At 66.1% G+C, this 13,920-nt stretch carries 9 protein-coding genes; 3 read left to right on the forward strand and 6 right to left on the reverse strand.

Features of this window, described 5'->3' with window-relative positions; genetic code table 11:
* Window positions 1–15: 15 nt before the first annotated feature.
* The 4 genes from chrA to ACVIGA_RS39665 form a co-directional block, all read right to left on the reverse strand.
* On the reverse strand, window positions 16–1,236 hold the full coding sequence (gene chrA / locus ACVIGA_RS39650) for a chromate efflux transporter (RefSeq protein WP_456670309.1): 1,221 nt from the start codon (window positions 1,234–1,236) through the stop codon (window positions 16–18).
* A gap of 91 nt (window positions 1,237–1,327) precedes the next feature.
* Window positions 1,328–2,632 carry an SLC13 family permease gene (locus ACVIGA_RS39655; RefSeq protein ID WP_456670310.1) on the reverse strand — a complete coding sequence of 435 codons (1,305 nt, stop codon included), beginning with the start codon at window positions 2,630–2,632 and terminating at the stop codon, window positions 1,328–1,330.
* 148 nt (window positions 2,633–2,780) lie between these two features.
* Window positions 2,781–3,173, reverse strand: coding sequence for a VOC family protein (locus ACVIGA_RS39660; protein WP_456670311.1), 393 nt, complete (start codon window positions 3,171–3,173; stop codon window positions 2,781–2,783).
* A 349-nt stretch (window positions 3,174–3,522) separates the two neighbouring features.
* Window positions 3,523–4,422, reverse strand: coding sequence for a LysR family transcriptional regulator (locus ACVIGA_RS39665; protein ID WP_456670990.1), 900 nt, complete (start codon window positions 4,420–4,422; stop codon window positions 3,523–3,525).
* 119 nt (window positions 4,423–4,541) lie between these two features.
* Here ACVIGA_RS39665 and ACVIGA_RS39670 point away from each other — a divergent pair, with 119 nt between their 5' ends.
* Window positions 4,542–5,543, forward strand: coding sequence for a zinc-dependent alcohol dehydrogenase family protein (locus ACVIGA_RS39670; RefSeq protein WP_456670312.1), 1,002 nt, complete (start codon window positions 4,542–4,544; stop codon window positions 5,541–5,543).
* Window positions 5,544–5,650: 107 nt separating this feature from the next.
* On the opposite strand, the gene ACVIGA_RS39675 is transcribed toward ACVIGA_RS39670, so the two are convergent.
* Complete coding sequence (locus tag ACVIGA_RS39675) at window positions 5,651–7,123, reverse strand: protein adenylyltransferase SelO (protein ID WP_456670313.1); 1,473 nt, start codon at window positions 7,121–7,123, stop codon at window positions 5,651–5,653.
* Window positions 7,124–7,319: 196 nt separating this feature from the next.
* On the opposite strand from ACVIGA_RS39675, the gene aspS reads away from it, so the two are divergent.
* Window positions 7,320–9,092, forward strand: coding sequence for an aspartate--tRNA ligase (gene aspS / locus ACVIGA_RS39680; protein ID WP_456670314.1), 1,773 nt, complete (start codon window positions 7,320–7,322; stop codon window positions 9,090–9,092).
* Window positions 9,093–9,258: 166 nt separating this feature from the next.
* Here the strand turns inward: aspS and ACVIGA_RS39685 are convergent, their stop codons facing one another.
* Window positions 9,259–11,256, reverse strand: coding sequence for a hypothetical protein (locus tag ACVIGA_RS39685; RefSeq protein ID WP_456670315.1), 1,998 nt, complete (start codon window positions 11,254–11,256; stop codon window positions 9,259–9,261).
* Window positions 11,257–11,478: 222 nt separating this feature from the next.
* Here ACVIGA_RS39685 and ACVIGA_RS39690 point away from each other — a divergent pair, with 222 nt between their 5' ends.
* The gene (locus ACVIGA_RS39690) at window positions 11,479–13,788 is read left to right on the forward strand and encodes an NADP-dependent malic enzyme (RefSeq protein WP_456670316.1); all 2,310 of its coding nucleotides are present in this window, start codon (window positions 11,479–11,481) and stop codon (window positions 13,786–13,788) included.
* Window positions 13,789–13,920 lie beyond the last annotated feature (132 nt).

Here is a 13,920-nt window from a genome sequence, read left to right on the forward strand (position 1 = left end):
GCGCGGCGTCGCTGTTCACGATTGCAGGAGGCCGGTGGCGATGCCGGCGGCCGCGCTGAGGACGACCACCGCGAGCGGCGGCGCGCGCCATGCCATGAGCAGGACGAAGCCTGATAGCGCGATGCCGAAATCGAGCGGACGTTGCACGCTGCTGGTCCAGACCGGATTGTAGAGCGCGGCACCGAGAATGCCGACCACGGCGGCGTTGACCCCGCGCATCATCGCCTGCGCCGCCGGCCGCTTGCGAAAGCCATCCCAGAACGGCAGCGCCGCGAGCAGGACGAGCAGTCCTGGCAGGAAGATGCCGACGAGGCCGACGAGCGCGCCCGGCACGCCGCCGATCACGGCGCCGAGATAGGCCGCAAAGGTGAACAGCGGTCCCGGCACGGCTTGTGCTGCGCCGTAGCCGGTCAGGAACGCATCGTCGCCGATCCAGCCCGGCGTCACCACCGCTTCGCGCAGCAGCGGCAGCACGACATGGCCGCCGCCGAACACCAGCGCGCCGGAGCGGTAGAAGGCCTCGAACAGGCCGAGGCCGGGCCATGCGCGGGCGAGCAGCGGCAACCCGACCAGCAGGGCAAGGAACAGGATCAGCGCGCAGAGGCCAACGCGCCGCGACACCGACATCGCGATGTGCGTGACGCCGTCGGCCGGTTGCGCCGCCTGGCAGAACCACAACCCGGAGATGGCGCCGAGCACGATGGCGCCGATTTGCGCGATCGACGACGAGCTCGTGAGGACGATGAGCGCCGCGACCGTCGCGATCGATGCGCGCTCGCGGTCAGGACAGAGCGAGCGCGCCATGCCCCAGACCGCTTGGGCTACGATCGCCACCGCGACCAGCTTGAGGCCATGCACCAGGCCCGCGCCGGCCGGGCCGCTCAATCCGCCGGCGCCGAAGGCAAACAGCACCAGCGCGATCGCCGAGGGTAGCGTGAAGCCGGTCCAGGCCGCGAGTGCGCCCAGATAGCCAGCGCGCATCAGGCCAAGCGAAAAGCCGACCTGGCTGCTCGCAGGCCCCGGCAGGAATTGGCAGAGCGCGACCAGATCCGCATAGGCCTGTTCGTCAAGCCAGCGCCGGCGGATGACGAACTCGTCGCGGAAATAGCCGATATGCGCGATCGGCCCGCCGAAGCAGGTCACACCGAGCTTGAGGAAAATGAGCAGCACTTCGAGAGGCGAGTGTGCTGAGCTCGCGGTGGACGTGTCGGAGTGCTGGACGTCGGTGTCGTTCAAGCGTCGTCAATTCCCTGGCTTGCGTTCCATGTTATCAGCGCAGCATATCGTCAATCGACGACGCCCAAGCGCGATATTCTCGCGACGACCGTCAGCCGATCCAGCCGAGCAGCCGGAACCAGACGAGATAGAGCGGCGCCAGCACGACAAAGGAGATCAGGCCTACGACGAGGCATATCTTGACCGCCGCGCTGGTCGGCACGCGGGCCATGCCGGCGGCGACCACGATCGGCGCGGCCTGATACGGCAACAGCGGCGTCGCATAGGCGAACACCTGCGACATCAGCACGGTGGGAAGGCTGAGGCCGGTGTGTGCGGCGAGCGAGGCCGCGAGCGGCGTGAACACCGCGGGGACGCCGTTGGCGGTGACGACGAAATTCAAGAGGCTGGCGAGCCCGATCATCGAGGCGAAATCCGCTGCCGGCCGCGCCGGGTCGAGCGGCAGATGCGGAATGATGAGATCGCCGATCGCGGTGCCGAGCCCGGACCACGCGACCACGGCGGCAAGCCCGAGAATGCCGCCGAGATAGATGCAGGTGCGGACATTGACGCCGGCGGCGAATTCCTCGCCATTGAGGAAGCCCACGCGCGGCAGCAGGCAAAGGCATGCGGAGACCAGCCCGACCCAGGCCGGGCGGATGCCGTGCAGAGAGTCCGTCATCCAGAATGCGAGCGTCGCAAGCAGGATGATCGAGAGCCGCCATTCGGCGGCGCTCATCGGTGTCGCCTCGGCGCCGCCCTCGATCGGCTTGGGTGAAGCCGGAAACAGCCACACCAGACACCCGATCAGCACGCCCCCCTTGAGGATGCCGATGACAGGCGCATGCAGCACGAGATACGACATGTAGTCGAAGTGCACGCCATAGGCGCGCTCGGCGGCGCCGGTCATGATCAGGTTCGGCACGTTCGCCGGCAGGATCGACGCCGACAGCTGATAGGTGCCGAAGCCGACGGCGAGTGCGAGCGCGGCGCGGCCCGGCGATCCCTCCGCCAAGCCGGCGCGATCGGCCAGCGCCAGGATGATCGGCATCAAGAGCGCGATGCGGCCCATGTTCGAGGGCATCACGAAGGCGAGTGCATAGGTGAGCGCGATCACGCAGGCCACCATCCGAAACCAGGAGCCATTGAGAAGGTCCGCGAGCAGCCGGGCGATCCGGTCGGCGAGTCCGACCTTGCGGATCGCGGTGCCGATGACGAAGCCGCCGAGCACCAGCCAGAACGCTTCCGACTGGAAGCCGGAGAACAGCACGTCCGGCGGCGCCGCGTGGAACACGGCGACCGCGGCGAAGAACAGCAGCGCGGTGAGGAATTCCGGCAGCAGGCTGGTGGCCCAGAGCAGGATGGCAATCGCGGCAAACCAGCCGGGATGGATCAGCGACGAGGCGGTCTCGGTCATGTCAGGGAATCAAGGGAACGAGGGCAGGACGACGCGACCATAGCACCGCGCAACCCGGCTGCGTGGCCGTGATCGGGCAAGGCAGAAGTGTCGGGATGGCGGGGCGACCGGCGCGTGGCGTGAAGTCCGCGTCGCGCCTGATGCGGCGTTACGCGAAACGCCGATGGCAGACGGCTTCGATCCGGTTGCCGTCGGGGTCGCGCAGAAAGGCGCCGTAGTAGTGGGGGTGATATTCGGGACGCAGACCCGGCGCGCCTTCGTCGGATCCTCCTGCCGAAAGTCCGGCGCGCCAGAACGCGTCAACCTGCTCGCGGCGTTGCGCCTTGAAGCACCAATGCCGCCCGTATGCTTCATCGGGCACCGGTCCGGGGCGGATCAGCAAATAGGTCAGGTCCGGATGATCGGCGTCACAGCGCTCGCCGTAACTAATCCACGTCTCGCCACTGCTCATCTTGGTGACGGCGAGCGCTGCCATCACGGCGTCGTAGAAGGGCTCGGCGGCGCGGATATTGGATACGGTGATGGAGACGTGGTCCAACATGAACGATCTCCTGCATTGACGACGACGGCCCGGGCGGAGCGCCTCTCTATCACACACCGATCCGCGCGGCTCGTGCGCCGCGTCGGGTGCATCACTCGTAGCGCATGTTCTTCGACGGTCGCCGCGCCGCCGGCATCGCCAGCACGACGAGACACAGCGCGATCATCGCCAGTCCCATGAATTCGAATGCAAATGCGTCCACGGGCCATTCTCCCCCATTAGAAACAGTTAGACTTGTTGGGGGAGCGTTGACGCGCTGTTAAGCCTTATGGTTACCGCCGCCAGCCTCCTGGCATGGTGGAGGGTGAGTTAACGCTCACGACGGGCATCGTGGAACAACGCGTTCGCGCTACGCCACGAGCTTCGGCAGCGCGGCTGCGAGCGCGTCGACCGCAAGCCGGACCTTCAGCGGCAGTCGCGGCGTCGGCAGCCACAGCGTATGGCAATCGTAGGGAAGCTCGCCTTCATCGCCGAGAACGCGGACCAGCGCGCCGCGCTCGAGGCGCTCGCGCACCAGCCAGGAGGGCAGCCACGCCAGTCCCATGCTGCGCGCGGCAGCGTCGGCGATGGCTTCGAGATCGTCGAGCCTGAGCCGCCCGGCGGGCCAGACCTCGCGCGGTGGCTGGCCGTCGCGCGGGAACAGCCACGGGCGCGCGCGTCCCAGGCGGCGATAGACGATCGCCTGATGCTGGCCGAGCTCGTCGAGCGTGCGCGGCTTGCCGTGCGCCTTCAAATACGCGCGCGAGCCGCACACCACCATGCGCTGGCGCGCGATGCGCCGCGCGATCACGCCGGATTGCTCGTCGAGATCGCCGGTCCTGATCGCAAGGTCGTAGCCGCCCTCCATCAGATCGGCGACCGGATCGCCGAACGAGAGATCGAGCTCCAGCGCAGGATATTTCTGCGCCAGCTTGAGCAGCAGCGGCGCGACGCAGTGCCGGCCGAGCAGCGCCGGCATCGTCACCTTGAGCCGTCCGCGCGGTTCGGACAGTTGGTCGGCCGCGAGCGCGTCGGCGGCATCAGCTTCGGCGAGCACCGCGCGGCAGCGCTCGTAATAGGCCTGCCCGAACTCGGTCAGGCTCTGACGCCGCGTGGTGCGGTGGATCAGGCGAACGCCGAGCCGCTCCTCGAGGAAGCGGACATGCTTGCCGACCATCGGGCCGGACATCTCGAGCGCCTCGGCGGCGGCCGCGAAGGAGCCGAGATCGACCGCCCTGAGAAACACGGCCATGCTGGTCAGGCGGTCCATCATTCGAAACCCTTAGTTTGGACTGTTCAGTCTGCGGGATGATTTATCCGCTGAACCGGCCTTGGCATAGCTCATTCAACTGAACTGTTTTGCAATTCAACTGCTTTGGAGTGTTGCCGATGGCTCGCGTGGTTCGTTTTCATCAACATGGTGGTCCCGAGGTGCTGCGCGTCGAGGACGTTGCGATCGCGCCGCCGGCGCGCGGCGAGGTCCGGATCCGGATCAAGGCGCTCGGACTGAACCGCGCCGAGGCCCTGATGCGCACGGGGACCTATATCGAGACGCCGGCGCTGCCGTCCGGCCTCGGCCTCGAGGCCGCCGGTATCGTCGAAGCGATCGGCGAGGGCGTCGGTGGTTTTGCGCTTGGTGATGCCGTCAGCATCGTGCCGCCGATCTCGATGGCGCGGTGGCCGGCCTATGCCGAGCTCGCGACGTTCCCGGCCGAGCTGGTCGTCAAGCATCCGTCAGAGCTGAGTTTTCCGGAGGCCGCAGCGGTGTGGATGCAATATCTCACGGCCTACGGCGCCTTGATTGATATTGCGAAGCTAGGGCGGAGCGAGTTCGTCGTCATCACGGCAGCATCGAGCAGCGTTGGCCTCGCCGCAATCCAGATCGCCAATCGTGTCGGTGCGATCCCGATCGCGGTGACGCGGACCTCGGCCAAGGCGCAGGCCCTGCGCGACGCCGGCGCTGCGTACGTGATCGCGTCGGCAGAGGAAGACCTGCAATCGAGGCTGGAGCAGATCGCAGGGCCGAACGGCGTTCGCGTCGTGCTCGACCCGGTCGGCGGCCCCGTCTTCGTGCCGCTGACGGCAGCGATGGCGCATGGCGGCATCCTGATCGAGTATGGCGGGCTCAGCCCGGAGCCGACACCGTTTCCGCTGTTCACCGTGCTGAGCAAGAGCCTGATCCTGCGCGGCTACCGCGTGCACGAGATCGTCCAGGATCCGGCGCGGCTTGCCGCGGCGAAAGCGTTCATCCTCGACGGGCTTGCGGACGGCGCGTTGAAGCCGATCATCGCGCGGACGTTTGCCTTCGAGGAGATCGTTGCGGCGCACCGGTATCTGGAGTCGAACGTGCAGTTCGGGAAGATCGTGGTGACGGGTGTGAGAGGTTACTGACGATCCCCACCGTCATTGCGAGGAGCGAAGCGACGAAGCAATCCATTGTTCAGCGCATGTGGCGCGATGGATTGCTTCGCCGCGCTCGCAATGACGATGTGGAGGCCTTACGTCCCGCAGAACGTCTGCGTCACCATCTGCTCGGGCAGCGGCGGATCGGCGTAGGCCGCGAACTGCGGCTGATCCTCGAACGGCTTGGTCAGCACGGTCAGCAACTCCTCGAACGGGGCATAGTCGTCGCTGTTGACGGCGGCCGCAATCACCGCCTCGATGCGATGGTTGCGCGGGATGAAGGCCGGATTGACGGCATCCATCGCGGCCTTGCGCTCGGTCGGGGTCTGCGGCTCCAGCGCGAGGCGGGCGCGCCAGCGGCCGGCCCATTCGTCGAATGCTGCCGGATCGGTGAATTGCGCGCGGACGTTGGCGGCGTCGCCGTCCGCTGCTTCGCCGAGATGGCGGAAGGTCAGCGTGAAGTCGGCCGCGTTCTTCGCCATCGCGTCGAGCAGGTCCTGGATCAGCGCCTCGTCACCGTCGCGTGCGGTGAACAGGCCGACCTTGGCGCGGAGTCCGGCCTGATAGGCCGCGGTGAACTTTTCCGGGAATTCGCCGAGGATCACTTGCGCCTGCTCGATGGCCTTCTCCTGCTCGCTGTCGAACAGCGGCAGCAGGCACTCGGCAAGCCGGGTCAGATTCCACAGCGCGATCCGCGGCTGGTTGGCATAGGCGTAGCGGCCCATCTCGTCGATCGAGGAGAACACCTGCGCCGGATTGTAGGCGTCGAGGAAGGCGCAGGGGCCGTAGTCGATCGTCTCGCCCGAGATCGAGGAGTTGTCGGTGTTCATTACGCCGTGGATGAAGCCGACCAGCAGCCAGCGCGCGACCAGCGCGGCCTGCCGCGCCACGACGCCGGCGAGCAGCGCGTGATAGGGCTGGGCGGCATCCTTCAGCTCGGGATAGTGCCTGGCGATGACATGGTCGGCCAGCGCACGCACGCCGTCGGTGTCGCCGCGAGCGGCGAAGAACTGGAAGGTGCCGACGCGGATGTGGCTGGCGGCGACGCGGGTCAGTACTGCGCCCGGCAGCGCCGTCTCGCGCATCACGGGCTCGCCGGTGACGACAGCGGCCAGCGAGCGGGTGGTCGGGATGCCCAAAGCGAACATCGCCTCGCTGACGATGTATTCACGCAGCACCGGGCCGAGCGCGGCGCGGCCATCGCCGCGGCGGGAGAACGGGGTGGGGCCCGATCCCTTGAGCTGGATGTCGCGGCGGACGCCGTCTTTGTCGATGACCTCGCCGAGCAGGATGGCGCGGCCGTCGCCGAGCTGCGGAACAAAGTGCCCGAACTGGTGGCCGGCATAGGCCATGGCGATCGGGTCGGCGCCGTCAGGCAGTCGCTTGCCGGCGAGGATTTCGGCGCCCTCCGCCGTCGAGAGCAGGTCCGGATCCAGCCCGAGCTGGACCGCGAGCGGCCGGTTCAGCTTGATCAGCCGGGGGGCGGCCACCGGGGTCGGCGCGACGCGGGCGAAAAAGTTCGCCGGCAGCGCCGAATAGGTGTTCTGGAACGGGAAATGGATGGTCATATCGGGAAGATAGGTCTGCGGGCCGAATAGGCAAACGATTGGCGGCGTCGGTGCGGAAAATCTGCCGTTTGGCCCGAAAACCGGGCGTTCCCTTGGTTGCCGCACCCGGCCTCGTCGGGTAAACCCTCCGCAACTTCGGACAGGGCATTTTGGCCCTGTCGCGATTCGACCCTCCGACATCAGTTTTGGAACGAATATGCATCGCTACCGGTCACACACATGCGGCGCGCTCCGAGAGAGCGATATCGACCAGACGGCCAGGCTGTCAGGCTGGGTCCACCGTGTCCGGGACCATGGCGGCGTGTTGTTCGTCGATCTGCGCGACCATTACGGCATCACCCAGTGCGTGGCCGATCCGGACTCGCCGGCGTTCGCCGAGGTCGAGAAGTTCCGCTCGGAATGGGTGGTGCGGATCGACGGCAAGGTGCGCCGCCGTCCCGCCGGCACCGACAATCCGGAACTGCCGACCGGCATGATCGAGGTCTACATCAAGGAGATCGAGGTGCTTGGCCCGGCGGCCGAGCTGCCGCTGCCGGTGTTCGGCGAGCAGGAATATCCTGAAGATATCAGGCTCAAGTATCGCTTCCTCGACCTGCGGCGCGAGAAGCTGCACCAGAACATCATGACCCGCGGCGCTGTGGTCGATTCCATGCGCAAGCGGATGAAGGAGCAGGGCTTCTTCGAATTCCAGACCCCGATCCTGACCGCGTCCTCGCCGGAAGGCGCGCGCGATTTCGTGGTGCCGTCGCGGATTCATCCCGGCAAGTTCTACGCGCTGCCGCAGGCGCCGCAGCAGTACAAGCAGCTCCTGATGATGTCGGGCTTCGACCGCTACTTCCAGATTGCGCCGTGCTTCCGCGACGAGGATCCGCGCGCCGACCGTCTGCCGGAGTTCTACCAGCTCGACGTCGAGATGAGCTTCGTCACCCAGGACGACGTGTTCGCGGCGATGGAGCCCGTCATCACCGGCGTGTTCGAGGATTTTGCCAACGGCAAGCCGGTGACCAAGAACTGGCCGCGGATTCCGTTCGCGGAAGCGGTGCGCAAATACGGCTCCGACAAGCCGGACCTGCGCAACAAGATCGTGATGCAGGAGGTGTCCGAGCACTTCCGCGGCTCCGGCTTCAAGGTGTTCGCGCGGATGCTGGAAGACCCGAAGAACCAGGTCTGGGCGATCCCGGGCACCGGCGGTGGCAGCCGCGCGTTCTGCGACCGCATGAACTCCTGGGCGCAGGGCGAGGGCCAGCCCGGCCTCGGCTACATCATGTGGCGCGAGGGCGGCGAGGGCGCAGGTCCGCTTGCGAACAACATCGGCCCGGAACGCACCGCTGCGATCCGCGACCGGCTCGGCCTCAAGGAGGGCGATGCTGCGTTCTTCGTCGCAGGCGACCCGGAGAAGTTCTGGAAGTTCGCAGGCTTGGCGCGCACTAGGCTCGGCGAGGAGCTGAACCTGATCGACAAGGACCGGTTCGAGTTTGCCTGGATCGTCGACTTCCCGATGTACGAGTATGACGAGGAGAACAAGAAGGTCGACTTCTCGCACAACCCGTTCTCGATGCCGCAAGGTGGCCTGGAGGCGCTGCAGTCGCAGGACCCGCTGACCATCAAGGCGTTCCAGTACGACATCGCCTGCAACGGTTACGAGATGGCGTCCGGCGGCATCCGGAACCACAAGCCGGAAGCGATGGTGAAGGCGTTCGAGATCGCAGGCTACGGCGAGCAGGAGGTCATCGACCGTTTCGGCGGCATGTACCGCGCGTTCCAGTACGGCGCGCCGCCGCATGGCGGCATGGCGGCCGGTCTCGAGCGCATTGTGATGCTGTTGTGCGGCACCAACAATCTGCGCGAGGTCTCGCTGTTCCCGATGAATCAGCAGTACGTGGACCTGCTGATGGGCGCGCCGTCGGAAGCCACGCCGAAGCAGCTCAAGGAGCTGCACATCAAGACCAACCCGCCGGCGAAGAGCTAGCCTGTGAAGTTACCTCGCCCCGCGCTTGCGGAGAGAGGTCGGCGCGAAGCGCCGGGTGAGGGGCTTCTTTCCGCGTAAGCTCGTCTTCCTGAATTTGCGGAAGCAGCCCCTCACCCTCACCCTCTTCCCGTAAGAACGGGGAGAGGGAAAAGAACAGGCGAGCGCGTCACAACCCTGTCGAGGCCTCGATCCGGAATTGCGCCAGCGCCGACGGCGGATCGGTCTTGAGCAATTGCATCAGCTGAAGCGCCGGCGCTTTCGCGCGTGGCGTCAGCTTGATGACCAGCGTCTGTCCCGGCGTCTCGATGAACTGGCTGATGGCGGTGACGAGCGCCGCGACATCGGCACTGCCGCCGCTGACCGCTTGGCCCTGCGCCTTGATGCTGTTGAGGACGGCGCTGCGCGCCTCGTCGCGGCTGACATTCTGGGTGCGCGCGTACTGGGCGATGGCGAGATCGATGACGCCGAGATCGTGGACGGCAAGTTCGATCGTGCCGGCCTCGATCTGCGCGGCCGCGCCCAGGGATTCCGCGGCGTTGGTCGAGAATGCCTCGCGCGGCACGTTGGCGAGCGTGACCTTCGCCGACGCATTGAGGAGGCCCGCCATGTCGAGCTTGACCGGCTCCAGCGCGAACGAGCGTGACGCCTCGGTCCAGACCGCGCCGAGATCGGCATCGACGGCCATCCGGTCGATCCCGGCGGCGACGAGTGCCTGTTGCCGCGGATCGGCTGCATCCAGCGGCGCCGCCATCTTCGCGACCAGCCGCAGCTTGCTCGGGATCGATCCGACGAACTGGCCCCAGTCGAGGCTCAGGACGTCGATGTTGACCGGCTTGCCGGTGGATTTGTATGGCGACGTGACACCCTTGACCTCGACGCCCTCAATCAGGGGCAACAGCGTCAGCGCCTGTTCGGGCGACGGCTTCTGCGCGGCGAACTGTGCCGACAGCCGCATGAGGTTGACAACATCGAGCGACTTCAGCGCGAAACGTCCGACCTTGAAGGGGCCGTTCTCGGCATTGCCATCAAGTCCCTCGACCGCAAGCTCGCCGATCTTGCCGTGTTCGAAGTTGAACCGCATCGAGGCAAGCTTGAGCGGGCCTTTCGGCGTCTCGACCGAGAACCCGTGCATCTCGGCATTTCCGATGCCGGCACCCGCATAGAGGCCGGCGACCTTCTCCAGCAGTTCGCGCGCCTGGGCCGGAGACGGCGGTGGACTCCCCGGTGGCGGGACCATTGCCAACAGCGCCGGCAGTTGCATCTTTGACGGGTTGATCCTGACGTCGTCGATGGTCATGCCATCGATCCGCATGTTGAGGCGAGGCGTGGTCGTGGTGGTGATCACGTAGGGGCCGGCGGAAACGCGCCCCTGAACCCGGTACTCCCGGTCATCGTTGGCTTTGGCCGGATCGAATATCGCCGCCATCGCGCCGACGTCGATATCGGTCGCGACCATGTTCGCAAGATCGCCGGTCGTCTTGATCGCCTTGCCGGCCGCCTGCGAATTGATCGTGAACGCAACCTTGTCGATCTTGTTGGTGCCGATCTTTCCGTTCTTCATGTTCTCGATGGCAAGGCCCGAATAGGCGAATTCGCCGCCGGCGCCGTCGCCGACATGTGCTGCGGCGCTGAAGGTCATCGTTCCGGTCAAGGTGGGCGCGGTCACCGACGATGCGCTGATGCTCGCGAGCTGGGTGAATGCGAACCGGTACAGTTCGAAGATCGACGACGAGGCGGGAAGCTGGGGCAGGCCGGCCGGACCGGAATAGTCCTTCACCGTGATCTGCGGCGCCTTGTAGGTCAGGACGGTGATGGTCGGCGTCGGCCCCGTCGCGCCGATCTCAACATCATTGAATGCGATATTGTCAGCGGAGATCCGGCCCGCGTCGGGTTGACCGAGGCCTGTCATGGTGAGGCTGGCAATCCTGACATTGACAGGGGGCTGCGTCCCCGACTCGGTGGCAATGTCTGAAATCGTCAGGGTGCGGCTCTTGGTGTCGAACGCGATCTTGCCGTGGGTCGCCTTGGCGCCGGCGGCACGGACCTGCTCGAAGGCGGCCTCGACGTCGCGCGTGACCCGGCGCTGGGCATAGAAGTCGAAACCGAAGTAGCCGCCGGCTGCGAGGACTGCGACGGCGACCAGGCCGAGCAGAATTTTCTTCATTCGGTCAACTCCGGATCATCAAGGGAAAAAAATTGCCAATCAGCGGTCGGAAGGTGCAGCATCGATGACGGGCCCGCCCGGGGCTGTTGACGGGGATAGTATCCGATGTTGCATCCAAGCGGCGGGACATGCTTCACATCCGGCTCGATTTGCCGGACAACTGACTTTTGCCTGGATTAGCACAGAAACAAGAAATTTGGGCCGGAAACGCGGGGAGCACGCATGTCGTCATCGTCTGAAGAACTCCATAACGCTGCGCTCGCCTATCACCGGCTGCCGCGGCCGGGCAAGCTCGAGATCCAGGCGATCAAGCCGCTCGCCAACCAGCGCGACCTGGCGCTGGCCTATTCGCCGGGCGTCGCCGCCGCCTGTACCGAGATTGCCAATAATCCCGCCGAGGCGGCGACGCTGACCGCCCGCGCCAATCTGGTGGCCGTGGTCTCGAACGGTACGGCGGTGCTCGGGCTCGGCAATATCGGCCCGCTGGCCTCCAAGCCCGTCATGGAAGGCAAGGCGGTGCTGTTCAAGAAATTCGCCGGCATTGACGTGTTCGACATCGAGATCAATGCGAACACGATCGAACGTGTGGTGGAGACCGTCGCTGCGCTGGAGCCGACCTTCGGCGGCATCAATCTGGAGGACATCCGCGGGCCGGAGTGCTTCGAGATCGAGACCCAGCTCAAGGAGCGCATGAAGATCCCGGTGTTCCATGACGACCAGCATGGCACCGCCATCATCGTCGCGGCCGCGATCGTCAACGGGCTGCTGCTGAACGGCAAGCAACTGTCCGACGTGAAGATCGTCTGCTCGGGGGCGGGTGCTGCCGCGATCGCGACCCTCAATCTCCTGGTCTCGATGGGGGCGCAGCGCAAGAACATCTTCGTCTGCGACATCGACGGTGTGGTCTATGACGGCCGCAACACCACGATGGACCGCTGGAAGGCGGTCTACACCCAGAAGACCGATGCGCGCGTGCTCGCCGACGTCATTCCGGGGGCGGACATCTTCATCGGGCTGTCGGCGCCGGGCGTGCTGAAGCCTGAAATGGTCAAGCAAATGGGCGACAAGCCGCTGGTGATGGCGCTTGCCAATCCGGTGCCGGAGATCATGCCGGAAGAGGCGCGCGCGGCGCGTCCCGATGCGATGATCTGCACCGGCCGGTCGGACTATCCGAACCAGGTCAACAACGTGCTGTGCTTCCCCTTCATCTTCCGCGGCGCGCTCGACGTCGGCGCCACCGCGATCAACGAGGCGATGAAGCATGCCGCAGTGGACGCGATCGCGCAGCTCGCGCGCGATCCGCCGTCGGATGCGGTGGCCCATGGTTTCGATAGCGGCGAGACGCAGGGGTTCGGCCCGGGCTCGCTGATCCCGAGCCCGTTCGATCCGCGCCTGATCCTGCGTATCGCGCCGGCCGTGGCCAAGGCCGCGATCGAGTCCGGCGTCGCGACCCGGCCGATCACCAATTTCGACGAGTACGCCGCCAATCTCGAACGTTTCGCGTTCCGCTCCGGCCTCACCATGAAGCCGGTGTTTGCCAAGGCGAAGACCCAGCCGGTGCGCGTGATCTACGCCGAAGGCGAGGATGAGCGCGTGCTGCGCGCGACCCAGGTGGTACTCGAGGAGAAGCTGGCGCGGCCAATCCTGGTCGGCCGTCCGTCGGTGGTCGAGACCAGGATCAAGCGCTTCGGGCTGTCGATCAAGGCCGGCCGCGATTTCGACCTGGTCAATCCCGAGGACGATCCGCGCTACCGTTCCTATGTGCAGTCCTATATCGACGTCGCCGGCCGTCGCGGCGTGACGCCCGAGGGCGCGCGGACCGTGGTCCGTACCAACAACACTGTCATCGCGGCGCTCGCGGTATCGCGCGGCGAGGCCGACGCGATGCTGTGCGGCGTCGAGGGCCGCTACATGAGCCATCTGCGCCATGTCCGCGAGATCATCGGCTTCCTGCCGGGGGTCAGCGACTATGCCGCACTGGCGCTGATGATCACCTCCACCGGCGCCCATTTCCTCGCCGACACCCAGGTGCGGCCGAATCCGAGTGCGGAGGAACTCGCCGAAGTGGCGTCGCTCGCGGCGATCCACGTCCAGCGCTTCGCCTTCAAGCCGAAGGTTGCCTTCGTGTCACATTCCGACTTCGGCAGCTACGATACGGACTCCTCGCGCAAGATGCGGCGGGCCACCCAGCTCCTGAAGGACAAGCATCCGGAGATCGAGGCCGACGGCGAAATGCAGGGCGACACCGCGCTGTCGGCCGTTGCCCGGCGCATGGTGCTGCCGCAGTCGCGACTGGAAGGCGAGGCCAACATCCTGATCATGCCGAACCTCGACGCCGCCAACATCGCCTATCAAATGATCAAGTCGTTGGCCAACGCGTTGCCGGTGGGGCCGATCCTGATCGGTCCGGCGCGCCCGGCGCACATCCTCACCCCCGGCGTGACGGCGCGCGGCATCCTCAACATGACGGCGGTCGCCGCCGTCGAAGCCCAGGAGCGCGCCGGCCGCGCGCAGCCGACGCTGTTCGGCTGACAGACGTCGTTTGAGCACGTTATGTTCGGAGAACCGCAGCGCAGTTTTCCGGATCGTGCTTGAGCCGAGATCGATTCGATTTGATCGAAGCAGGCGGGGCGGCCATAATCGCCCCGCCTGCTTCGTCCGATT

It is taken from the genome of Bradyrhizobium sp. USDA 3240 (assembly GCF_054063295.1).

Coding starts and splice junctions, on each gene's coding strand:
- ACVIGA_RS39685 (WP_456670315.1), bottom strand. CDS start 11,256: ATGAAGAAAATTCTGCTCGGCCTGGTCGCCGTCGCAGTCCTCGCAGCC.
- ACVIGA_RS39660 (WP_456670311.1), bottom strand. CDS start 3,173: ATGTTGGACCACGTCTCCATCACCGTATCCAATATCCGCGCCGCCGAG.
- ACVIGA_RS39690 (WP_456670316.1), top strand. CDS start 11,479: ATGTCGTCATCGTCTGAAGAACTCCATAACGCTGCGCTCGCCTATCAC.
- aspS (WP_456670314.1), top strand. CDS start 7,320: ATGCATCGCTACCGGTCACACACATGCGGCGCGCTCCGAGAGAGCGAT.
- ACVIGA_RS39665 (WP_456670990.1), bottom strand. CDS start 4,422: ATGGACCGCCTGACCAGCATGGCCGTGTTTCTCAGGGCGGTCGATCTC.
- ACVIGA_RS39675 (WP_456670313.1), bottom strand. CDS start 7,123: ATGACCATCCATTTCCCGTTCCAGAACACCTATTCGGCGCTGCCGGCG.
- ACVIGA_RS39655 (WP_456670310.1), bottom strand. CDS start 2,632: ATGACCGAGACCGCCTCGTCGCTGATCCATCCCGGCTGGTTTGCCGCG.
- ACVIGA_RS39670 (WP_456670312.1), top strand. CDS start 4,542: ATGGCTCGCGTGGTTCGTTTTCATCAACATGGTGGTCCCGAGGTGCTG.